Raw genomic sequence first — 21110 nt, forward strand, 5'->3', positions numbered from 1 at the left:
GCGCCGGCGGCGCCGCGCCGACCTTCACGTGCGGCAGCGCGAGCCGGCGGGCGGCCTCGGCGGCAAGCACCCGGTGCCCGTAATCCGAGGGATGCACCCGGTCCACCGCCCAGCACTCCGGGCGATCGACCAGCACCGACATGTCCACGAGCACGACGCCGGGGTCGGCGGCGAGCTCGTCGAGGGCGGCGTTGATGGTCTGCACGTGGGCGCGGACCACCCGCTCCAACCGGGCCGGGAACCGCACCAGCCGGGTCGGGTCGTGCAACCGGCCGGCCGCCACGACGATCTCCGCGTCGCGCAGCCGATGCAGCAAGGAGACCACCCCGGCGGTGGTGTCACCACCGGCGCCACCGGAGCGGAACAGATCGTTGAGCCCGATGCAGACGCAGACCACGTCGGGGTCGAGGGCCAGCGCCATCGGGACCTGGTCGCGCAGGGCGACACCGGCGGGGGCACCGCCGCGGGCCAGCGCCACGAACCTGGCCCCGGCGGACTCGGCCACCAGGCCGGCCCAGGTCCGGTTCGGAGCCGTGCGCAGACCAACCCCCTCCCCGCTGACGAAGCTGTCGCCGAGGGAGACGAAGACCGGCGCCGACGCGGTCATGATCGGACACCCACCCGCTGCGGCGCGGCCCGTTCCGGACTCAGGCCGTGGGCCGCGAGGAAGCCTTCGGCGGTTGCGGACCAGGGGAAGCACTCGGCCCGGTCCCGCGCGGCGTTCTTGGCCCGTTCCCGGGACACTTCCAACAGCGTCTCAACCGCCCCCGCGAAGGATTCCGGTTCCCCGGGAACCGCGAAGCCGGCCGAGCCGATCACCTCGGGCAGCGCGCTGGCGGAGTCCACGACCACCGGGGTACCGGAGGCCAGCGCCTCCAGCGCGGCCAGCCCGAAGGTCTCGATCGGACCGGGCGCGACCACCACGTCCGCGGTGGCCAGCAGTCGGGCGAGTTCGGCGCGGTCGGTGACGAAGCCCAGGAAGGTGATGGGCAGTCCGGTCGCGGCCTTCTCCAGTTTGGATCGCAGCGGCCCGTCACCGGCGATCACCGCGCGCACCCGCCGGCCCCGCCGGATCAGTTCGCGGACGGTATCGACGACCCGCATCGGGGCCTTCTCCGGCGAGAGCCGGACCGCAGTGACGATCAGCGCCTCCCCGCGCGGGGTGAGCCGCGCGCGCAGGTCCTCGTCGTAGTTGGAGGGATGGAAGCCGGTCAGGTCGACCCCGAGCGGGACCTGCACCAGGTTGGGCGTGCCGAGGCGACGGAACTCCTGCGCGGCCCAGTCGGTCGTGCAGACCACGGTGTCGAAACCCTCGGCCAAGGCCCGGTTGGAGCCGTCCACCACCCGGCGCAACGGGGCGCCCGCGGGCAGCCAGCGCCCGACGAGGCGGTCCAGACGCTCGTGACTGATCACCAACGACGGGATGCCTTCGCTCTGCGCCCAGCCGCCCAGACCGCGCAAGGTCAAGCGGTCGTGCACCTCGACCCGGTCGGGGCGCAGCCGCTCGAGGAGGTGCACCACCCGGCCGGGCTGCGCGATCACCCGGTAGCCCGAGCCCGGCAACGACGGGGCGCGGACGTACTCGATGCGGCCCCAGTGGGTGAACTCGGTGCCGTCGTAGCGGTCGGGCACGATCTGCACGACGCGGTGACCGGCCGCGGCGTAACCCTCGGCGAGGTGCCGCATCGCGGTGCGGAGCCCACCCGAACGCGGGGTGACGAAGTTCGCGCACTGCACGATCTGACTACTCATCAGGCTGCTTCCTTTCCGGAGGCCACGTGCTCGTAGTGTCCGAGCAGTTCATCGCCGATCACCGACCAGGTCCGGCCCTGGACCGACGGGCGGGCGGCGGCCGCGAAGTCCAGTACCTGCTGCCTGTCCGTACCGAGCTGACGGACCTTCAGGTGGAGGTCCCTCGCCTCACCAGGGGTGAACAGCAGGCCGTTGCGGCCCTCCTCGACCAGGTCGAGCAGTCCACCGGCCCGTGGCGCGACCACCGGAAGCCCACTGGCCAGTGCTTCCTGGGCGGCCTGGCAGAAGGTCTCGTGCGCGCCGGTGTGCACGAACACGTCCAGAGAAGCGAAAACCTCGGCCAGCCGGGTACCGGACTGAAAACCGAGGAAGCGGGCGTTGGGCATTTTCCGTTGCAGCGAAGCCCGTTGCGGGCCGTCGCCCACCATCACCAGGCGGATGCCCGGGGTTCGGTCGAGGCCGGTGAGCAGGTCGACCTGCTTCTCGTGCGCGAGCCGGCCGACGTAGCCGACGATCAGCTCACCCTCGGGAGCGAGGCGTTGGCGCAGTTCGTCGTCGCGGCGGTCCGGGCGGAAGCGCTCGAGGTCGACGCCGCGCGCCCAGCGCGCAACGCGTTTCACCCCGCGTCGTTCGAGCTCGGCGACCGCGTGCCGGCTCGGGGCCAGCGTGCGCCCGACGGTGGCATGGATGCGGCGCAGCCAGCGCCACAGGACTTTGTCGGCCGAGCTCAGCCCATAGCGGGACGCGAAGCCGGCCAGGTCCGTCTGGTAAACGGCCACAGCCGGGATGCGCATCTTCTGCGCCAGGAAGGCGCCGTGCGCTCCGACCGCGGCGGGGGAGGCTAGGTGAACGATGTCGGGACGCCAATCGCGCAACATGCGACCGAGTGCGGGGGCCGGAAGGCCGACCCGGAAGTCGCGGTAGCGCGGGAGGCCCACGGACGGTCCCCGGACGATCTGCGCCGACCCGTAGTGGTCGGGCGTCTCGTCGCAGCCGGGACCGCCAGGGGCGTAGACGATGACCTCGTGGCCGCGGGCGCCAAGGTGGTCGCACACCCGGAGAACACTGTTGGTCACGCCGTTGACCTGGGGCAGGAACGACTCGGTAACCACTGCGATTCTCACGTGCTCAAGGATCGTTCGTGACAGGTGATCAGATGCCGTCCGCAGACCCTGCGTCCTGTGAACTCGGCGCGAACCGCAGGTACGGACGTGACCTGCGTCAAGATCTGGCACGAATGTCCATCGCCAGGCAGAATTGTGTTCACCCGCACGTGCTCGCGGGTTCATTCCGCGAAGTGGGGCGCCGCAGTGGGTTACGTATTCGTGCTCGGCGGCGGTGGGGCCATCGGCGCCTACCAGGCCGGCGCGTTGCAGACCCTGGCCGAGGCCGGCGTGACTCCCGCAAGCCTGGTGGGGTGCAGCGTCGGGGCCCTCAATGCGGCCTATTTCGGGGCGAATCCCTCGCCCGAGCGGGCCCGGGCGCTGATCCACTTCTGGCAGGCTGAGGCCACGCGAGCCGTGCTCTCCCCCTCGCTGCTGGACCGCTTCCGCGGCGCCCCGGCCGTGCTGCGCCGCGGCGACGCCCTGTTGGACCAGCGTCCCCTGCGCGACCTGCTGAACCGGTCCCTGGAGGCGCACGACCTCTCTGAGCTGGCCGTCCCGCTGACCGTCACGACGACGTGCCTGGACTGCGGCGAGGCCGTGCACCACACCTCGGGCCCGCTGGCCGACATCCTGATCGCCAGTTGCTCGCTGCCCGGCCTGCTCTCCCCGGTCCGACTCGCCGACGGCCATCAGCACGTCGACGGCGGCGTGGTGTGCGGCGTACCGGTGCAGGCCGCGCTCGATGGCGCAGGTCCCGACGACGTGGTCCTGGTGCTGGATGCGGGCCTGGCGCCGGTGACCGGGCTGCCCGGCCGGTGCGCGGCCGGTCCCGACCCCCAGAGCGGCTGCGGCCTGCCGATCCATCCGGAGCTGCCCTACACCGCGCCGGTGGAACGAGCCTCGGCCCGCGTCCTCGACGTCGTCCTGCGTTCCTTCACCGTCGCCCGCGCCGTCGCCAACCGGGCCGCGGTGCGCGACGCGTTGGGTGACCCGCGGGTCCGCGTCCTGCCGCACCTGGCCGACGCCTGGTCGGCCGGGCATCTGCGGACGATGCCGACCGGGCCCCGCGACTTCAGCCGCACCGGAGACCTGATGGACGCCGGCCGCGCCGCCACCGCGGCCTGGCTGACCCGCGGCGGGCTGACGTCAGCGCCGGCCGAAGCACCGGCGCGACGTCACCTGCCCTGAGCGATGCGACAGCGAGGGCGAGGGCCAGCGAGCTCCAGAACAGCAGCGAGGCCAGCCCGGCGTCCATGGCACCCGGAACGACCAGGACGACGGCGTTGTCCACGATCTCCATCACGGTGATCGAGATGGTCGCTTCGGTGTGTTCGACGTGGGTAGTCATGGCTATCGCCAACGGACTACCCCCTCCGGGTATTTCCGACCCTAGGCTCCCGCCATGACCGACCACCCGCTCGCGCACCTGATCCGGGCCGCGGCCTCGGGTGAGTTCCCGGCGCCGGACGGCGGGTGGCGCCGGGTCCCGCCCTGGCGGCCGGGCGTCGAGGCGGTCGTCGCCTTCACCGGGCACGCAGTCCTCGCCGTCGGCGAGCGGGTCACCGACGCGGCGCTGGCGAAGCTCGGCGTGGACGGATCCGGCGGGGCGCACCATCCGGCCGTGATCGCGGCGCTGGCCGGCGGCGGGTGGATCGACAGCCTGGACGGACTGCTGGTCGGGGTCGGCACGGCGGGCACCGAGCCGCGCGGCACCGGAGGGGCCCTGGTGCCCCGGGCCGACCTGGCCGGGCATCCCCGCGTCGGCTTCGCCGCCCGGCTGCGCGAGGACCTTCAGGTGTTGGGTCGCGCCGATCTCAGCGACGCTTCGGTCACGGTGCTGGCCCGCGGGATCGCCGGCCTGCCCGAGCTGAGCTTCGAACTCGACCTGTCCCGTCGCGGCGCGGGCGGCGGCACCGCGCTGGTCCGCGCCGCCCTCGCGGCGGTCCCGGCGGATGAGTTGGTGGTGTCCGCGTGCGCCCCCGGCAACGCCGCCAGCATGCGGGCGTTGTTGCGGGCCGGGATGGTGCCGGTCGGGTCGATCCAGCTCTACGTGCCCTGACGCTCCGTCACGGCCCGGGTTTCCAACAAGCGGGCGCTCAACGTCTCGGCGTCGAACGGACCGACGTGCCGGACGCCGTTGACGAAGAAGGTCGGCGTCCCCTGCACCCCGCTCGCCTCGGCGGAGGCGGCGTGCTTCTGCACCCGGATGGTGTGCTTGCCCTCGACCAGCTCACGGGCGAAGCCGGACCCGGCACCGGTCCTCTCGCCTCGGTGCGCGCTCGACGTCGAGACCGATCGCGTTGGCGTGGGCGATCAGCTCCTTGATGGTCAGCTGGTCCTGGTGCCCGAACAGCCGGTCGTGCATCTCCCAGAACGCGCCCTGCTCCCCCGCCGCCTCGGCCGCCTCGGCCGCTAGCGGGGAGTGCGGGTGCACGTCGAGCGGCATGTGCCGGAAGACGTAGCGCAGCTGGTCGCCGAGGCGGTCGGTCAGGTCGTGCACGGCGCCGGTCGCGGTGCTGCAGAACGGGCACTCGAAGTCGCCGTACTCGACCAGGGTCATCGGGGCGTCGATCGGCCCGCGGATGTGGTCGTACGACGGTTCGACAGAGGGATACAGCCGGGTCGGTCGGGTCGGCATGTCTCCTTGGCGCGCGTCCGCGACCCGGAACAGCACCCACCCGAGCAGGGCCGCGAGCACCGAACCGTTGAGCACGCCGATCCGCGCCTCGTCGGCAAGCGGGGATCCTCCAGCGCGAGGTCGACGATGAACAGCGAGATCGTGAACCCGATGCCGGACAGAGCCGCATCGCCGGCGATGGTGAGCGGTCCGAGCCCGGGGGCGAGTTCGCCCAGGCGCAAGCGGACGGCGGCGAAGGCGCCGACCCAGACCCCGACGGCGAGCACGAAGTAGCCCGGCCTGCGCCAGACCTCCAGGTCCGCAGACCCATCATCAGCGCGAGCCCGACGGCGGCCAGGCCGAGCGCGACGACGTCCAGGCTGTCGGTGTAGGCCAGCGCGATGATGCTCCGCGCTCCGACGTCGTCGGCGACGGCCAGCGTGAGCAGGAACAGTCGCAGCTGTACCGGACAGCCCGGGCCGACCAGCGCGAGCACCCCGAGGAGGAACGCGGTGTCGGTGGAGACCACCAGTGCTTCAGGTCCAGATTCAGGGTGTGGGTGTCGAGGGTGACCGAGAGCTCGGTGTGCCAGAACCGCTCGTAGCTGTCCGGCCAGGGCGAGTTGGCCCCAGAACAGCGCGGCGAGCGTTGCGGCGAGCAACAGCCCCGCACTGCCGGACTCGGTGTCGAGGTATCGGCGGATCGGGCTGCGAGCTGGGCCACCAGGGCCCGGCCCGCCGAGCTGGCAGACGTCGAGGTGTTCCCCACGGCCTAACAATGCCGTCCCGCCCGATCCTGTTCCCGGCGCCCCGCTCAGACGGGAATGCTCAGCCCCCGGTAATCGCATCCAGCATGGCGGGCGAGCCCTGGATCGCGGAGCGCTGCATGTGGTGCAGGACGCCGCGGAGGCCGCCGAGCTCCTCGCCGCCACCGGCGCGGCCGGGGCCGCCGTGCACCAGGGTCGGCAGCGGGGTGCCGTGCCCGGTGCTGTCCGGAGCGGCGACGGCGTCCAGGACCAGAATCCGGCCGTGCCACGGGGCCAGCCCACGCACGACCTGACGGGCCACCGCGGCGTCGGCGGTGATCAGCGAGCCCGCCAGGCTGCCCTTGCCGCGGGCGGCCAGGGCGATCGCGTCCTCGACGGAGTCGTAGCTGAGCACGGTGCTGACCGGGCCGAACGGCTCGACGTCGTGCGGCTCGACGGCGCCGGCGCGGGCCTTGAGCAGGACGGGCGAGAGGAACGCGCCGCGCTCGGCGTCGGCCCCGACGACCTCGACGGAGTCCGGGTCGCCGAACACGATGTCGGCGGAGCTGCGCAGGGCTTCGACCGCCTTGCGGACCTCGTCGCGCTGGCCGAGGCTGGCCAGCGCGCCCATCCGGACGCTCTCGTCGGCCGGGTTGCCGACGGTGATGCCGGCGAGCTTGGCGGCGATCGCCTCGGCCACGGCGTCGGCGCTGGCGGCGGGCACGATGCAGCGCCGGATCGCGGTGCACTTCTGGCCGGCCTTGACGGTCATCTCGGTGACGACGCCCTTGACGAACAGGTCGAACTCGGCGGCGCCCGGCGCGACGTCGGGGCCGAGGATCGAACAGTTCAGCGAGTCGGCCTCGACCTGCAGGCGGACCCCGCGATGCTGCACGGCCGGGCTGCTGCGCAGCACGCCGGCGGTGTGCGCGGAGCCGGTGAAGGCGACGGAGTCCTGCTCGCCGAGGACATCGAGCAGCCCGCCCGCGCGGCCGCAGAGCAACTGCAGCGAGCCCTCGGGCAAGATCCCGCTGTCGATGATCTTCCGGACCACGGCCTCGGTCAGGTACGCGGTCTGGCTGCCCGGCTTGACGATGGTCGGCAGCCCGGCCAGGAACGCCGGGGCGAGCTGCGCGCGACCTCCTCGCCGGTGACCGCGTCGAGCAGCGGGTCACCGCCGTCGGAGGCCCGGTACCAGTGACCCGCTGCGTAGCTCTCCAGCAGTGCGCCCATGTCGACCGTTCCTTCCGCTCAGGATGACCTGCCCATCCTGCCCCGCGCCGCAGCGCGCGACTCAGGACGGAGGCCGAGGCCAATATTCTACGTTATCTTGATGCTACGTCAATATAATGTAGTACTTTACTGGCCCTCTAGCCTCACCGCGATCCCGACCGGCCTGGCGCCGGCGCAGATCAATGCCTGGGTGCGCGAGCGGGCCGCGGCCGGGGTGCCGATGTACGAGCTCGACCGGACCGCATTGGCGGCGCTGAAGCCGGACCTTGTCCTCACTCAGGACCTGTGCCGCGTGTGTGCGCTGCCCGCCGGGACGGTCGAGGACGCGGGCCGCGCGATCGGCACCGATGCGGCGGTGCTCTCCCTCGATCCGCGCTGCCTGTCCGACGTCTTCTTCGACATCGAAGCGGTGGCGAAGGCCGCCGGGGCGGCGGCGGTCGCGGACCGACTGGCGGGCGTCCCACTGCGCGCGATCGACTCGGCCACCTACGTGGTGCAGGCCGGGCCCGGTCTGGTGGACGGCATCGAAGCCCTCGCGTGGGCCTTCCATCCCGACGCGGTCCCGCCTCCACCGCCCGGGCGCATCGCCTCCGCGGGCTAGCGTCGCGGCGTGACCGACACCGACAAGCACGGCCGCCCGGAGCCACCGCACAGCGGCGACGAGGCGGCGACGCTGCAAGGCTTCCTGGACTACCAGCGCGCGACGCTGGCCTGGCGGTGCCGCGGGCTGAGCGACGAGCAACTGCGTCTCACGCTGGCGCCGTCCCCGCTGACCCTCGGCGGGATGCTCAGCCATTTGGCCTACGTCGAGGACTACTGGTTCAGCACTGTCGTCGCCGAAGCGCCCGACCCCGAGCCCTGGGCCTCGGTGGACTGGAAGGCCGACCCGGACTGGGACTGGCACCTGGCCGCGACCGAGACCGGCGAGGCGTTGCGCGCGCTATGGGAGGCGCGGGTCGAGGCGTCCCGCGCGGTCGTGGCGAGCGCCCTGCAGGAGGCCGACGCCCTCGGCCGGACGCACCCGGCGTGGGGTGGGAGCGGCCAGGTGTCGCTGCGCTGGGTCCTCACGCACATGGTCGAGGAGTACGCCCGGCACAACGGCCAGGCCGACCTGATCCGCGAGTCGATCGACGGCGAGACCGGGGAGTAGGCCCCGATTGCTCCCCACTGTCGACGCGCTGTGATCGTGCGACTCACGCTGAACGCTGGAAGAATCCGGCCATGGCACCGGGCCTGATCACCGCGAGCACGCGGATCCTCCAGATCAAGATCGAGCTGGGTGAGGTTCGCCCGCACGTCTGGCGCCGCGTCCTCGTTCCTGACGCGATGACGTTGAACGGTCTGCACGACGTCATCCAGCAGGCGATGGGATGGACGGACAGCCACCTGCACGAGTTCGAGATCGACGCCCAGCGCTTCGCCCCGCCCGATGAGGACAACGACGAGGAGGTCCTCGACTCCACCACCGCGACCCTGGGCCTGGTTGCCGGCCAGAACAGCGACCTGTCCTACCTCTACGACTTCGGCGACGGTTGGTCCCACACGCTCATCGTCGAGGCCGTCCTCGCGCCGGAGCCGGGCGGCCGGTACCCGCGTTGCCTCGCCGGCGCACGGCCGTGCCCACCCGAAGATGTCGGCGGCCCGCACGGCTACGGCGAATTCCTCGCCGCCCTCCGCGACCCCGACCACCCGGGTCACGAAGAGCTCACCGCGTGGGCCGAGGGCTTCGACCCAGGCTCCTTCGACCTCGCGATCGCCGACAAGCGCCTGGAAGAACTCGCCTGGATCAACAGCGCCTGAGCACCGCCGCCCGCAGCCCTCGGCCGACGCCCGGACTTGAACCTCACGCGCCCTCCGTCTAACAGCTCCCGGACCTGCGTGCCAGTGCGGCCGCGCCGACCACGCCGGAGTCGTCACCGAGGGCGGCGGCGATGAAACGCAACCGGGCGTGCCGCGCCAGCAGCCAGGGCTGGGCGGCCGTGGCGATCCGGTCGGCGAGACCCTGACCGAGCTTCTCGGCCAGCCCGCCGCCCACCACGACCGTGTCGACGTCGGTCAGCACAACCGCGTTGGCCACGCCGATCCCGATGGCCTCGACCGCGGCGGCGAAGACCTCGACCGCGAGTGGGTCGTCCTGCGCGAGTGCTCGCGCCCACACCTTCGAGGTCAGCCTCGCCTTGCCGTAGCGGTCGCGGATCTCGTGCAGTGACGTCACGCAGCCGGCGCCGACCATCACGCCGACGGTGTGTTCCATCGCGCGCCGACCCGCGTAGGCCTCGACGCAACCGCGCCGGCCGCAGTGACACAGCGCACCGTCGGCGCGGATGAGGACGTGACCGATCTCCCCGGCGGCGCCGTGCACCCCGGTGAACGGCTGCCCGCCCAGGATCAGGCCCCCGCCGACGCCGGTGCCCAGCCAGACCCCGAGGACGTTCTCGGCGCCGGCGGCCGAACCCGCTACCCACTCCCCGAGCAGGCCCACGTTCGCGTCATTGCCCAACGCCACCGGCAGGTCGAGGCGCTTGGTGAGCTCGGTCGCCAGGTCGATCGGGCGGATCCAGCCCGGCAGGTTCGGCACCGTCAGTACCTCCCCGCCGTGCACCACGCCCGGGACGCCCACCCCGACCGCGACCGGGTCGCCACCGAGCGTGCCCACCAGCATCTCGATCGTGTCCAGGACGGCATCGGGTCCTCCGGCCGGCGTCGCGGCCTTGCGCCGTCCGAGCACCTGGTGATCCGGGCGGACGAGCCCGGCCTCGATGTTCGTGCCGCCGACGTCCACACCGACAACGAGCGCCGGACTCATGGTGCTGGCTCCCCGGGCGGACGCCAGCCGCTGTCCGGGGCGAGGGCATCGGCCGCGGGCGGGCCCCACGAACCGACGGGGTAGCCCTCGACGGGAGGTTGGTCCGTCAGGGCGGGTGCCACGACGCGCCAGGCGGCCTCGACGGCGTCCTGACGGGCGAACAGCAGGGGGTCCCCGCGCAGCGCGTCGTCGAGGAGCCGTTCGTAGGCCTCGTGGCTTCCGGTGTCGGCGTCCGCGCCGTCGTCACGTTTGAGCTGGACCGGGCAACTGATCAGCTCGTCGCCGGGCTGCTTCACCTGCAGGCTCAGCGTGATCGGGGTGACCGGCTTGACCCGGAAGCGGACCTGGTTCGGCTCGGGCTCGCGGTCCGAGCCGGTGAACAGAGGCCGCGGTGGGGACTTGAAGACGACGAGGGCCTCGGTGACCGAGGCGGCCATCGCCTTGCCTGCCCGCACGAAGAACGGAACCCCGGCCCACCGCCACGAGTCGATCGCCAGCTTCAGCGCGACGAAGGTCTCGGTGTCGGAGCCGGCCTCGACGCCGTCGACCTCGCAGTAGCCGTGGTACTGGCCACGCACCAGGTCGTCAGGGCCCAGCGGCCGGATCGCGGCCAGGACCCGGACGATCTCGTCGCGCAGGTGCTCGGGGTCGGCGGAGATGGGTGGCTCCATCGCGAGCAGCGCCACGATCTGGAGCAGGTGGTTCTGCACGACGTCGCGCAAGGTGCCGACCCGGTCGTAGAACCGGCCCCGGCCCTCGACCCCGAAGTCCTCGGCCATGGTGATCTGCACATGATCGACGTGATGCCGGTTCCACACCGGATCCAGGACGGTGTTCGCGAACCGGAACACCAGCAGGTTCTGCACCGCGGCCTTGCCGAGGAAGTGGTCGATCCGGAAGATCGCCTCCTCCGGGTAGTGCTGGTGCAGGGTGGCGCGGAGCTCGCGGGCCGAGGCCAGGTCGTGGCCGAAGGGCTTCTCCAGGATGATCCGGCCGCCGGTGTGGAGTCCGGCCGCGCCGATGCCTTCAACGACGGCGCCGAACAGGGCCGGCGGGATGGCGAGATGACAGGCAACGCGCTGGCAGCCGTCGAGTTCCTCACGGACGCGAGTGAAGGTGTCCGCCTCGGTGAAATCTCCGGCCACATAGGTCAACAGCCCGGCCAGCAGATCAAAGGTCTTGGGATGCACCTCGACGCCGGCGGACTCGAGTGCCGTGCGGGCGTGCTTGAGCAGTCCGTCCCGGTCCCAGTCGTCGGCGCCGACCCCGACGACGCGCGGCAACAGCCCGCGGCAGGCCAGGTTGTACAGCGACGGGAACAGCTTCTTCGCGGCGAGATCCCCCCCGATGCCGAACAGGACCAGCGCATCGCAGCGCTGCGTCATGTCCACTGTCACGACGGGAGCTTCTCGTCGTGCCCGCCGAACTGCTTGCGCAGCGCGGAGAGCAGCCGGTCGCCGAAGTCGGCGTTGTGCTGGCTGGTGAACCGGTCGAACAGCGCAGCCGAGAGCACCGTCGCGGGGACGCCGAGCTCGACGGCGGCGGCGGCGGTCCAGCGGCCCTCCCCGGAGTCCGAGACCCGGCCGCTGCAGCTGTCCAGTTCGGGCTCCGCGGTGAGGGCCGCCGCGGTGAGGTCCAGCAGCCAGGAGGAGATCACGCTACCCCGGCGCCACACCTGGGCGATGTCGGTGACGTCGAGGTCGAACTGGTAGTAGCGCGGGTCGCGCAGCGGTGCGGTCTCCGCGTCGCCGGCCTGCGCCTGCGCCGACCCGAGCCCGGCGTGCGCGAGGATGTTGATCCCCTCGGCGTAGGCCGCCATCAGGCCGTACTCCACGCCGTTGTGCACCATCTTGACGAAGTGCCCGGCCCCGTGCGAACCGCAGTGCAGGTAGCCGTGCTCGGCCTTCGACGGGCGCCCGCGACGCCCAGGCGTGCGCGGTGCGGCCTCCACGCCGGGCGCGATCGAGGCGAAGATCGGGTCCAGATGTGACACCACGTCAGCCTCGCCGCCGATCATCAGGCAGAACCCGCGCTCGAGGCCGAACACCCCGCCGCTGGTCCCGACATCGACGTGGTGGATCCCGGACTCGCGCAGGTGCTCCGCCCGGTCGATGTCGTCGCGGTAGTAGCTGTTGCCGCCGTCGATGATGATGTCGTCCGCGTCGAGGTGGGCGACCATCTCGTCGACCACGGCGCCGGTGAGCTCGGCCGGGACCATCAGCCAGATCGCCCGCGGGGCCGCGAGTCGGGCCGCCAGGTCGGCCAATGAGTCCGCGCCGGTTGCGCCGGCCTTCACCAGCGCGGCGACCGTCTCGGTATTGCGGTCGAAGACCACGCACTCGTGGCCGTCGCCGATCAGCCGCCGCACCAGGGCCGCGCCCATCCGGCCCAGGCCGACCATCCCGAGTTGCATCAGCTCTTCACCTCGAGCAGGGCCTGCTCGAGCACCTCAGAGAGCGCCGGGTGGATGTAGAGCACGTCGTGCGCGAGCTGATCGACCCTCTGGCCGAGCATCATCGCCTGCAGGAGCGGCTGGATCAGCAGGGCCGCCTGCGGGCCGATGATGTGCGCACCCAGCAGCGTGCGGGCGCCCGGGTCCACGACGAGCTTGACGAAGCTGGTGGTGTCCTCCAACGCCCAGCCGTAGGCGGTCTCGGCGTAGTCGCGGCAGGCGATCACGTGCGGGACGTCCCCCTCGATCGCCTGCCCCTCGGTCAAGCCGACCGCGGCGATCTGCGGGTCGGAGAACACCGCGTGCGGGACGATGCTGCGGGCCGGGAGCTGACGAAGCCGCGCCGGGTGGACCAGGTTGTGGGCCACGATGCGCTGCTCGGCGTTGGCCATGTGCTTGAGCTGGAAGTGGTTGGCAGCGTCACCGAGCGCCCAGACACCTGGAGCCGTCGTGCGGTAGGCGTGATCGGTGATCACGTGCCCGTGCTCGTCGAGTTCCACCCCGCCGGCGGCCGGGTCGATCAGGTCGGTGTTGGGGCGGCGGCCGGTCGCGACGAGGAGCAGCTCCGCGTCGACCTGGTGGGCGATGCCCTCCCGGACCGCGGTGACCCGCACCCCCGCACCGTGCGCCCGGACCTCGGTCGCGTCGGCGTCGAGCAGCATGCGGAACCGGGTGCGGGCCAGTTCGGTGAAGCGGGCCGAGATCGCCTCGTCCTCGGCCATCAGCAGCCGGGGGCCCTTGGCGACGATCGTCACGTCGACGCCGAACGCGGCGAAGACGTGACCCATCTCGGCCGCGATGAACCCGCCGCCGATGATGACCATCGAGCGCGGTAGGTCCTCGATGCGCATGATGGTGTCCGAGGTGTGGAACGCCACCGAGTCCAGACCGGCGACCGTCGGGACCACGGGCCGAGCGCCCACCGCGACGACGATCTGATCGGCCATCAGTTGCGTGCCGCCGACGTCGATGGTGCGCGGGCCGACGAAGCGCGCCGGGTCGGTGTAGACGTCGATCCCGCGGGAGCGCCGGAAGTCGATCCCCTGCTGATGCAGCGGGTCGATGCGCCCGAACACTCGCGAGCGGATCGCCGGCCAGTCCACTCGGTCCAATGTGGCGTGCACCCCGAGGCGGCGGGCCTCACCCACCCCGCGGGCCGCGTCGGCCGCCACCACGAACATCTTCGACGGGATGCAGCCGCGGTTCAGGCAGGTCCCTCCGAAGCGGTCCGGCTCGACGATCGCGGTCCGCAGGTGCGCCAGTTCGGGGCCGAACAGCCCGTTGCCGCTGCCCGCGCCGAGCACGATCAGGTCGTAGGTCTTCACGGCGTTGCTCCGGGTATGAGTGCACGTTCGGCCTCGGCCAGGGCGTGCGCGGCGGTGACCAGGCCCAGGTGGCTGAAGGCCTGGGGAAAGTTGCCCAGCAGCTCACCCGTCCCCGGGTCGACCTGCTTGGCGAGCAGGCCCAGTTCGGTGGCATATCCCGCGGCCCGCAGCAGCGTCTCGCGGGAGCGGTCGAGCTGGCCGGTGAGGGCAAGGGCATGGGCCAGCCAGAAGGTGCAGAGCAGGAAGGTGCCCTCGGCGGTGTCGAACCCGTCGCCGCTGCGGTACCGATAGAGCAGCCCGCGCTCATCGGCCAGGGCTGCCTCCACCGCATCCACCGTCGAACGCACCCGCGGGTCGTCCGGCGACAGGAACCCGACGATGGGCAGCAGCAGCGCCGAGGCGTCCAAATCCGCCGATCCGTAGTACTGGGTGAAGGCACCGGCCGCGGCGTTCCAGCCGTCGGTGAGGATGGACTCCCGCAGCTCGGCGCGGGCCGCGGCCCATTTCTCCGCGCGGTCGCCGGCGCCGAGCAGGTCGAGCATGTCCAGCCCGCGGTCCAGCGCGACCCAGCACATCAGCTTGCTGTGCAGGTACGGCCGTGCCGGGCCCCGGATCTCCCAGATCCCCTGGTCATCCTCCGCCCAGCGATCCGCCGCGGCGTCGACAGCAGCGACCAGGAACGCGCGGGTGCCGGCGTCGAGGGTCCCCAACCGGGAGCGCAACGTGTGCGCGGCGTCGAGCAGGGAGCCGTACACGTCGAGCTGGCGTTGCGACCACGCCCCGTTGCCCACCCGCACCGGTCCGCAGTCCCGCCAGCCGGACAGGTGCCCGAGCTCACGCTCCGTCAGATCGCGCTCGCCACCGATGCCGTACATGATCTGCAGGTCCCGGCCGCGGTCGAGCTGGGTGGCAGCCGCGCGGGCGAGGAAGTCGAAGAACCGCCCACCCTCGTCCGGGCAGGCGGCGATGAAGAGACCCTGCATGGTCATCGAGGCGTCGCGCACCCAGGTGTAGCGGTAGTCCCAGGTTCGGCCGCTGCCGATTCCTTCGGGCAGGCTCGTGGTGGGCGCGGCGATCAGGGCGCCACTGCGCGCGTAGGTGAGCCCGCGCAGGACGACGCCGCTGTGGTGCACGAGGTCGCGCAGCGGACCCTCGTACTTCTGATGCAGCGCCGACCAGCTGCGCCAGGACTCCTCGGTCCCGCGCAGCAACCGACGGATGCGCCGTGGGCTGCGACGCTTCGGCAACACACCCCACGCGTCGGCCTGCTGGAGCGCGAAGTCCCAGCTCTGCCCCGCGGACAGGCGTGCGGTGGTGCATGCCCGCGCGGCATCGAGCTCGAGGCCCACGGGCGTGCTCAACACCAAGACGGTGGCCCCGCCGTGGGCGAGCACCGTGCCTGCTCCGGCGCTGAGCCGGGGGTGCACCAGCCCGAACTCGGGCCGCGGGACGAACTCGACCCGCACCGCGACCGTGCCCCGGGTACACCGGACCCGCCGGATTAGCACGCCCGGGGCTGAGAGGCCGAGGTCGTGCCCGCGTTCGCGGCGCCCCAGCGCCAACGCGTCGGTGACCACCAGCTCGCCGGCGGGACCGGACCAGATTGTCTCCAGGACGAGGCTGGGCGTCCGGTAACGGCGGGTGACGGCGAAGCCCCCGTCGGCCGGGGCGATCAGGAAATGCCCGGCGGCGTCATCGAGGAGCCGGCCGAAAACCGCCGGGCTGTCGTAACGCGGTAGGCACAGCCAGTCCACCGAACCGGCCGACGTCACCAGGGCCGCCGCGCCGCAGTCGGAGAGAAGCGCGTGCTCGCCGATGGCGACGTTGCTCACCGGTGAACCTCTCTTTTCGGTGCAGGCGCGGAGCTGCCCGTGCGCCCTGGCGTGTTGTATCTACGCGTTGTGTCTACCCGCCCGGGAGGCTGAATCGCGGATCTGACCGCGGACGTCACCGCCCGGTAATGTCCCCCGCCTCGAGGCGGCGATCATCCACCTCGCGCCCATTCGGTAGTCCGCCGACCCGGGCAACTCGTTGTGGCGGTAGGCTGTTGAGCGTAGCTGCCTCGAGTTCTCTCGCAACGGCTGACGATCCGTCAGAAGGACGACGAGGTCGTCCTGGGCAGGTACCGGTCCGTACATCGCTCGCTGACGGCACGCCAGCCCTGAGGGCCTCGCGCCGAGATGGCCGACTGGGCGTCGTGACCGGCGTCGTTCAGGCGATCAGCGACTCGCTGCACAGGACGGACGGCAGCACGCCAAGCGCGGCCATCGCGGCCTGGCTCGGACTCGCCTCGGCCGCCTTCACGATGCGCACCTAGGTCCACTCCCAGGACGGCGCCCTGAACAACGCCGCTGCAACTCTCGATCGCGTGTTCGGATCGATGGGTGTGACATCGGCGTGACATCGGGACGTGAAGCGAAGCCGTCACCGGCAACCGCACGCCGCTGACGTGCGGAAATATGAGCCGACGCCCGGACTTGAACCGGGAACCGCTCGATTACAAGTCGAGTGCGCTACCAATTGCGCCACGTCGGCGGGAACGCTCAAGGTTACCGGTGAGTCGGAGGTCTTCCCGGTAATACGCAGGCGAGCGCCGGATGACGGCTGGTTGGCGCGCTTGCGCGCAGGCGGCTCAGCCGGCCGAGGAGATGTAGTTCACCAGATGCTCGCGCTCGGACTCCAGCTCGTCCATCCGGTGCTTGACCACGTCACCGATGCTGACCAGGCCGGCCAGTTGCCCGTCGATCAGCACCGGGATGTGGCGCACGCGGCGTTCGGTCATCATCCGGGTCAGCTCGTCGAGGCTCTGCTCCGGTGAGGAGGTCAGCACGTCGGTGGTGGCGATCGCGGAGACCGGCTCGGCGAGGATGTTCGCGCCGCGCTCGTGCAACGCGCGAGCGATGTCGCGCTCGGAGACGATGCCGACGACCGTGGTCCCGTCCGAGGACAGCACGCACGCGCCGATCCGGCGTTCGACCATCACGGCGAGGAAGTCGCGCACGGTCGTGTCGGGCTGCACCGTGAAGACTTCGGTGCCCTTGGTCCTCAGCACATCGGAGATCCGCATGACGTCCTCCCTGCTCACCCGGCCGTACCGGTAAACGCAGAGTAGGCCGAACGGGGCCTGCCGGAAATGCCCCCGAGCTCGGGAAATAGTTCACGAGGCCACCCTTCGCTCCGCGCATGGATGCGCGAAACCCGGCGAGACGCCGCCGGACGGCGCTCATGGATGCCGGTGCGCGCATGGATGCGCGGAGCAAAGGGCGTTGCGCGTCAGGCGCGGCGGCGGTTGATCTCGTAGAGCGCGATCCCGGCGGCGACGCCCGCGTTGAGGGACTCGGTTTTGCCCGCCATGGGGATCCGCACCCGGACGTCGGCGTTCTCCGACACCAGGCGCGAGACGCCCTTGCCCTCCGAACCGATCACCAGGCACAGCGGGTCGGTGGCCAGCTCCAGGTCGCCGATCGCAACGTCGCCCTCGCCGTCGAGGGTGACAATCATCAGCCCGGCCTTCTGGTACGCGACCAGCACACGGTTGAGGTTCGTCGCCCGCGCCACCGGTAGCCGCGCAGCTGCACCGGCGGCGGCCTTCCACGCTCCTGCCGTCATGCCGGCCGCGCGGCGCTCGGGCACCAGCAGGCCGTGAGCACCGAACGCCTCGGCCGAGCGGAGCACCGCGCCGAGGTTGCGCGGGTCGGTGACGCCATCGAGCGCGACGATCAGCGGCGCGGCCGTGCCGGCCCGGGCGAGCAGGTCATCAGCGTGGGCGTACTCGTACGGCGGCACCTGCAGGGCGACGCCCTGGTGGTAGGCCCGGTCGCTGATCCGGTCGAGCTCGGCGCGGGTGATCTCCAGCAGCGGGATGCCCGCGCCCACGGCGAGCTTGAGGCACGCCTTGACCCGGTCGTCGGAGTCGATCCGCTCGGCGACGTAGAGCGCGGTGCCGGGGATCGAGGCCTCGAGCGCCTCAAGCACGGAGTTACGGCCGACCACGAGTTCTTGAGCCTCCTTGGGCCCCTTCGCCGGACGACGCCCGCCGCGGGCCTGGCCGGTGGCCGGGCGCCCGGGCGGGGTGGCTTCCTTGCGCGCAGCCTCGGCACGACGGTTTTGCGCCGCAACCTTGCGGGCGGCCGGGTGCCCGGTCCGCTCGGTGGCCTTCGGCGTCGGGCCCTTGCCGCGGGTCAGCGTGCGCGACTTCTGGCCGCCGCTGCCGACCACGGCCCCCTTCTTGCTGCCGGGGTTGCGCATCGCGCCCTTGCGGCTGCTGTTGCCTGCCATCAACTCATCCTGTCGTTTTGCCGTGAAGTGTCAGCCGCTGCGGGCGCTGGTCAGCTTGCCTGCGGGCTGATGTGCGCCCGTGCGGGACGTCATCCCGCGGAGCCGGGGTCGACCGTCCAGCGCGGTCCGTTCGGGGTGTCCTCGATGACGACCCCGGTCGTGCGCAACCGGTCGCGGATCGCGTCCGCGGCCGCGTAGTCCTTGCGTTCCCGGGCCGCGGCGCGCTGCTCCAGCGCCAGCGCGACGAGGCCGTCGACGACGCCGTGCAGGTCGCCGCCGGAGTTGCCGTCGGCCCAGGCCACCGGGTCCAGCCCGAGCACGCCGAGCATCGCTCGGGCCTCGGTCAGCCGCGCGGTGACGGTGTCCTTGTCCCCCGCCGCCATCGCGGTGTTGCCTTCGCGAACCGCGTGGTAGATCGCGGCCAGGGCCTGCGGGGTGCCGAGGTCGTCGTCCATCGCCTCAGTAAAGGCGGCCGGAACCTGACCCGGCGTCACATCACCGACCAGGTCAGTGGCGTTGCGGACGAAGGTCTCGATCCGCTGGTAGGCGGTGCCCGCCTCGGTCAGCGACTCCTCGGAGTATTCGACCATCGAGCGGTAGTGCGGTGCGGCCAGGAAGAAACGGAGCTCGACCGGACGGACCCGCTTGACCACCTCGGAGACCAGCAGGGAATTGCCGAGCGACTTGCTCATCTTCTCCCCGGACATCGTCACCCAGCCGTTGTGCAGCCAGTAGGCGGCGAAGTCTCCCCCGGCGGCCTTGGACTGGGCGATCTCGTTCTCGTGGTGCGGGAAGACCAGGTCCAGGCCGCCGCCATGGATGTCGAAGCGGTCGCCGAGGTACTTGCCGGCCATCGCCGAGCACTCCAGGTGCCAACCGGGCCGACCCGGGCCCCACGGGGTCTCCCAGGACGGCTCGCCGGGCTTGGCGGACTTCCACAGCGCGAAGTCGCGGGCATCGCGCTTGTGGGTCTCGACGTCGGTGTCGCCGGCGGCCAGCATCGCGTCCGGCTTCTGCCCGGACAGGGCGCCGTACGCGCCGAACGAGCCCACGGAGAAGTAGACGTCGCCGCCGTCGGCGTAGGCGTGCCCGCGCTCGATGAGCTCGCGCATCAGCACGATCATCTCCGGGACGTGCCCCGTGGCCCGCGGCTCGATCGTCGGACGCAGGCAGCCGAGCACGTCGTAGGCCCAGCCGAAGGCGTTCTCATTCGTCTGGGCGACCTGCCACCACGGGACGCCCAGTTCCTCACCCTTGCGCAGGATCTTGTCGTCGATGTCGGTGACGTTACGGACGAAGGTGACGGTCGAGCCGGTGTGCTCCAGCCAGCGCCGCAGGATGTCGAAGTTGACGCCGGAGCGGATGTGCCCGATGTGCGGGGGCGCCTGAACCGTCGCGCCACACAGGTAGATCGAGGCCCGGCCGGGTTCGGCGGGCACGAAATCCCTGGTGGAACGGGTCGCGGTGTCGTATAAACGCAGCGTCACGGGCCCCAGCCTATCGGCGTGGAGCGATTGCAGAAGATCTCTGCAGAATTCTTGTGCAGAACTATTCTGCGATCTACGGTGGAGCGATGAGCGACGAAACCCCGGTCCCGCGACCCACCGCCATCTGGCTCGACTCCCGCTCGATCCGGGTTCTCGCGCATCCGCTGCGCAGCCGGCTGCTCGGTCGGCTCCGGGTGGACGGCCCGGCCACCGCGACCCAGCTCGCGAGCCGGCTCGGCACCAACAGCGGGACCACCAGCTACCACCTGCGCAAGCTCGCCGAGGTCGGGCTGGTCCTGGAGGCCAGCGACGCCGGGGATGCCCGGGACCGCTGGTGGAAGGCCGCGCACGACTTCACGAGTTGGTCGCAGGACCGGTTCCTCGACGACCCGGACGACCGGGCGGCCGCGACCTGGCTGATCGGGGACCACCTGCGGATGAACACCGCCAAGACCCAGGCCTGGCTCGACGCCGCCCAGGAGTGGCCGCGCGAGTGGGTCAAGGCCTCGGACCTGTCGGACTACCGGCTCGTGCTCACGGCGGAGCAGACCCGGGCACTGACCCGCGAGCTCGACCAGGTCGTTCTGCGGCACCGAGCCCTCGCCGAACTCACCAGCCCCGGCAACGACATCCCGGCCGAGGGCGAGCCCACCAACGTCGCGGTGATCCTGCACGTGCACCCCTGGGTGAACGCCCCGCAATGACCCTCGCCGACGTGCGCCAGGTGCGCCGCCGCTTCCTGCTGCTCTCCGCCACCCGCTGGTTCCCGGTCGGGCTGCTGATCCCCGTGCTCTTCGTCCTGCTGCAGGAGCGCGGCCTGTCCCTGGCCACCATCGGCCTGCTCTCCGGGCTCTCCAGCGCAGTGGTCGTCCTGCTCGAGCTGCCCACCGGCGGACTTGCCGACACCATCGGCCGCCGCCCGGTGCTGCTCACCGCGGGCCTGCTCAGTTTGGCCTCGATGTCGATCACGGCGTTCTCGGAGTCGGTCGCGCTCTTCGCGGTGGCCTGGACGATCGAGGGCGTCTTCCGCGCCCTGGACTCCGGGGCTCTGGAGTCCTGGTACGTCGATGCCGCGCAGGCCGCCGATCCCGACGCCGACATCGAATCGGGCCTGGCGGCCGAGAGCGTGGCGATCTCCGCCGCCCTCGCCGCCGGCGCGCTGGTCGGAGGCGTGCTCGCGCTCGTGCCGGCCCCGGGTTCCTGGCCGGTGCTGGCGCTTCCGGTGCTGGTCGCGATCGCGCTGCGCGTGTGCGACCTCGCGATCCTGTGGCGCCTGCTGGAGGAGGACCGGGCACCCGTCGGTGGGGCG

Annotated in this window: 21 protein-coding genes, 1 tRNA gene and 4 pseudogenes; 7 read left to right on the forward strand and 19 right to left on the reverse strand. The window is 71.7% G+C overall.

All coding sequences use genetic code 11. The features are described from left to right. The 3 genes from H0X00_RS08005 to H0X00_RS08015 form a co-directional block, all read right to left on the reverse strand. Window positions 1-607, reverse strand: a 607-nt coding sequence (locus H0X00_RS08005; protein ID WP_293768831.1) for a GDSL-type esterase/lipase family protein, incomplete at its 3' end; no start/stop codon positions are given. Further along, on the reverse strand, window positions 604-1752 hold the full coding sequence (locus H0X00_RS08010; protein WP_293768833.1) for a glycosyltransferase: 1149 nt from the start codon (window positions 1750-1752) through the stop codon (window positions 604-606). The genes H0X00_RS08010 and H0X00_RS08005, both read right to left, overlap by 4 nt. Further along, window positions 1752-2876 (reverse strand): glycosyltransferase family 1 protein, encoded by a 1125-nt coding sequence (locus tag H0X00_RS08015; protein ID WP_293768835.1) that lies wholly within the window; start codon window positions 2874-2876, stop codon window positions 1752-1754. Before H0X00_RS08015 ends, H0X00_RS08010 begins: the two co-directional genes overlap by 1 nt. A 186-nt stretch (window positions 2877-3062) precedes the next feature. On the opposite strand from H0X00_RS08015, the gene H0X00_RS08020 reads away from it, so the two are divergent. Beyond that, a complete protein-coding gene (locus H0X00_RS08020) occupies window positions 3063-4046 on the forward strand; it encodes a patatin-like phospholipase family protein (protein WP_293768837.1) in 984 nt (327 codons plus the stop codon). Here H0X00_RS08020 and H0X00_RS08025 read toward each other — a convergent pair. Beyond that, window positions 3931-4176: pseudogene (locus H0X00_RS08025) on the reverse strand (DUF4396 domain-containing protein); the annotation flags it as partial. The gene H0X00_RS08020 and the pseudogene H0X00_RS08025 overlap by 116 nt on opposite strands. Window positions 4177-4260: 84 nt before the next feature. On the opposite strand from H0X00_RS08025, the gene H0X00_RS08030 reads away from it, so the two are divergent. Next, window positions 4261-4917, forward strand: coding sequence for an N-acetyltransferase (locus tag H0X00_RS08030; protein ID WP_293768841.1), 657 nt, complete (start codon window positions 4261-4263; stop codon window positions 4915-4917). Here H0X00_RS08030 and H0X00_RS08035 read toward each other — a convergent pair. From H0X00_RS08035 to H0X00_RS08050, 6 genes and pseudogenes are all read right to left on the reverse strand, one after another. After that, a complete protein-coding gene (locus H0X00_RS08035) occupies window positions 4905-5060 on the reverse strand; it encodes a thioredoxin domain-containing protein (RefSeq protein ID WP_293768843.1) in 156 nt (51 codons plus the stop codon). The two genes, H0X00_RS08030 and H0X00_RS08035, sit on opposite strands and share 13 nt — an antisense overlap. Window positions 5061-5088: 28 nt before the next feature. After that, entirely contained in the window at window positions 5089-5571 is a 483-nt protein-coding gene (locus H0X00_RS08040) for a thioredoxin domain-containing protein (RefSeq protein WP_293768845.1), read from the reverse strand. 89 nt (window positions 5572-5660) lie between these two features. Beyond that, a pseudogene (locus H0X00_RS23745) lies at window positions 5661-5762 on the reverse strand (hypothetical protein); the annotation flags it as partial. 86 nt (window positions 5763-5848) lie between these two features. Next, window positions 5849-6322, reverse strand: a pseudogene (locus H0X00_RS23750) (Na+/H+ antiporter NhaA); the annotation flags it as partial. Continuing rightward, window positions 6309-7352 (reverse strand): annotated as a pseudogene (locus H0X00_RS08045) (aldehyde dehydrogenase family protein); the annotation flags it as partial. The pseudogenes H0X00_RS23750 and H0X00_RS08045, both read right to left, overlap by 14 nt. Continuing rightward, window positions 7283-7453, reverse strand: coding sequence for a hypothetical protein (locus H0X00_RS08050; RefSeq protein WP_293768847.1), 171 nt, complete (start codon window positions 7451-7453; stop codon window positions 7283-7285). The pseudogene H0X00_RS08045 and the gene H0X00_RS08050, both read right to left, overlap by 70 nt. Before the next feature lie 100 nt (window positions 7454-7553). On the opposite strand from H0X00_RS08050, the gene H0X00_RS08055 reads away from it, so the two are divergent. The 3 genes from H0X00_RS08055 to H0X00_RS08065 all read left to right on the forward strand — a co-directional run bounded on the left by H0X00_RS08055 (window position 7554) and on the right by H0X00_RS08065 (window position 9253). Continuing rightward, window positions 7554-8054, forward strand: a complete 501-nt coding sequence (locus tag H0X00_RS08055; protein ID WP_293768849.1) for a hypothetical protein — start codon at window positions 7554-7556, stop codon at window positions 8052-8054. A 9-nt stretch (window positions 8055-8063) separates the two neighbouring features. Beyond that, window positions 8064-8603: a DinB family protein gene (locus H0X00_RS08060; RefSeq protein WP_293768851.1), complete on the forward strand. Its 540-nt coding sequence runs from the start codon at window positions 8064-8066 to the stop codon at window positions 8601-8603. Between the two features lie 71 nt (window positions 8604-8674). Next, the gene (locus H0X00_RS08065; protein WP_293768853.1) at window positions 8675-9253 is read left to right on the forward strand and encodes a plasmid pRiA4b ORF-3 family protein; all 579 of its coding nucleotides are present in this window, start codon (window positions 8675-8677) and stop codon (window positions 9251-9253) included. 58 nt (window positions 9254-9311) lie between these two features. Here H0X00_RS08065 and H0X00_RS08070 read toward each other — a convergent pair whose 3' ends face one another. The 9 genes from H0X00_RS08070 to cysS all read right to left on the reverse strand — a co-directional run bounded on the left by H0X00_RS08070 (window position 9312) and on the right by cysS (window position 19801). Next, window positions 9312-10259, reverse strand: coding sequence for an ROK family protein (locus H0X00_RS08070; RefSeq protein ID WP_293768855.1), 948 nt, complete (start codon window positions 10257-10259; stop codon window positions 9312-9314). After that, window positions 10256-11656, reverse strand: a complete 1401-nt coding sequence (gene zwf / locus H0X00_RS08075) for a glucose-6-phosphate dehydrogenase (protein ID WP_293768857.1) — start codon at window positions 11654-11656, stop codon at window positions 10256-10258. The genes H0X00_RS08070 and zwf overlap by 4 nt, the downstream gene beginning before the upstream one ends. Continuing rightward, a complete protein-coding gene (gene gnd / locus H0X00_RS08080) occupies window positions 11653-12672 on the reverse strand; it encodes a phosphogluconate dehydrogenase (NAD(+)-dependent, decarboxylating) (RefSeq protein ID WP_293768859.1) in 1020 nt (339 codons plus the stop codon). Before gnd ends, zwf begins: the two co-directional genes overlap by 4 nt. Then, the gene (locus H0X00_RS08085) at window positions 12672-14036 is read right to left on the reverse strand and encodes a mycothione reductase (RefSeq protein WP_293768861.1); all 1365 of its coding nucleotides are present in this window, start codon (window positions 14034-14036) and stop codon (window positions 12672-12674) included. Before H0X00_RS08085 ends, gnd begins: the two co-directional genes overlap by 1 nt. Further along, window positions 14033-15868 (reverse strand): glycoside hydrolase family 15 protein, encoded by a 1836-nt coding sequence (locus H0X00_RS08090; protein WP_293768863.1) that lies wholly within the window; start codon window positions 15866-15868, stop codon window positions 14033-14035. Before H0X00_RS08090 ends, H0X00_RS08085 begins: the two co-directional genes overlap by 4 nt. A 630-nt stretch (window positions 15869-16498) precedes the next feature. Then, window positions 16499-16571 (reverse strand) — tRNA-Thr (locus H0X00_RS08095). Window positions 16572-16668: 97 nt separating this feature from the next. Then, window positions 16669-17103 carry a CBS domain-containing protein gene (locus H0X00_RS08100; RefSeq protein WP_293768865.1) on the reverse strand — a complete coding sequence of 145 codons (435 nt, stop codon included), beginning with the start codon at window positions 17101-17103 and terminating at the stop codon, window positions 16669-16671. A gap of 206 nt (window positions 17104-17309) precedes the next feature. Beyond that, window positions 17310-18314 carry a 23S rRNA (guanosine(2251)-2'-O)-methyltransferase RlmB gene (gene rlmB, locus H0X00_RS08105; protein WP_293768867.1) on the reverse strand — a complete coding sequence of 335 codons (1005 nt, stop codon included), beginning with the start codon at window positions 18312-18314 and terminating at the stop codon, window positions 17310-17312. A gap of 89 nt (window positions 18315-18403) precedes the next feature. Continuing rightward, window positions 18404-19801: a cysteine--tRNA ligase gene (gene cysS, locus H0X00_RS08110; protein WP_293768869.1), complete on the reverse strand. Its 1398-nt coding sequence runs from the start codon at window positions 19799-19801 to the stop codon at window positions 18404-18406. Between the two features lie 86 nt (window positions 19802-19887). On the opposite strand from cysS, the gene H0X00_RS08115 reads away from it, so the two are divergent. Next, on the forward strand, window positions 19888-20505 hold the full coding sequence (locus H0X00_RS08115) for a helix-turn-helix domain-containing protein (RefSeq protein WP_293768870.1): 618 nt from the start codon (window positions 19888-19890) through the stop codon (window positions 20503-20505). Next, a partial coding sequence (locus tag H0X00_RS08120) for an MFS transporter (RefSeq protein ID WP_293768871.1) occupies window positions 20502-21110 on the forward strand: 609 nt, incomplete at its 3' end. The genes H0X00_RS08115 and H0X00_RS08120, both read left to right, overlap by 4 nt.

It is taken from the genome of Sporichthya sp. (genome assembly GCF_013815995.1).
Taxonomy (GTDB): domain Bacteria; phylum Actinomycetota; class Actinomycetes; order Sporichthyales; family Sporichthyaceae; genus Sporichthya.

Excerpts from the sequence above, each read along its gene's own strand:
- H0X00_RS08010 (WP_293768833.1), bottom strand. The coding sequence starts at position 1,752 with ATGAGTAGTCAGATCGTGCAGTGCGCGAACTTCGTCACCCCGCGTTCG.
- H0X00_RS08030 (WP_293768841.1), top strand. The coding sequence starts at position 4,261 with ATGACCGACCACCCGCTCGCGCACCTGATCCGGGCCGCGGCCTCGGGT.
- H0X00_RS08050 (WP_293768847.1), bottom strand. The coding sequence starts at position 7,453 with ATGGGCGCACTGCTGGAGAGCTACGCAGCGGGTCACTGGTACCGGGCC.
- H0X00_RS08055 (WP_293768849.1), top strand. The coding sequence starts at position 7,554 with ATGCTACGTCAATATAATGTAGTACTTTACTGGCCCTCTAGCCTCACC.
- H0X00_RS08065 (WP_293768853.1), top strand. The coding sequence starts at position 8,675 with ATGGCACCGGGCCTGATCACCGCGAGCACGCGGATCCTCCAGATCAAG.
- H0X00_RS08070 (WP_293768855.1), bottom strand. The coding sequence starts at position 10,259 with ATGAGTCCGGCGCTCGTTGTCGGTGTGGACGTCGGCGGCACGAACATC.
- gnd (WP_293768859.1), bottom strand. The coding sequence starts at position 12,672 with ATGCAACTCGGGATGGTCGGCCTGGGCCGGATGGGCGCGGCCCTGGTG.
- H0X00_RS08100 (WP_293768865.1), bottom strand. The coding sequence starts at position 17,103 with ATGCGGATCTCCGATGTGCTGAGGACCAAGGGCACCGAAGTCTTCACG.
- rlmB (WP_293768867.1), bottom strand. The coding sequence starts at position 18,314 with ATGGCAGGCAACAGCAGCCGCAAGGGCGCGATGCGCAACCCCGGCAGC.
- H0X00_RS08115 (WP_293768870.1), top strand. The coding sequence starts at position 19,888 with ATGAGCGACGAAACCCCGGTCCCGCGACCCACCGCCATCTGGCTCGAC.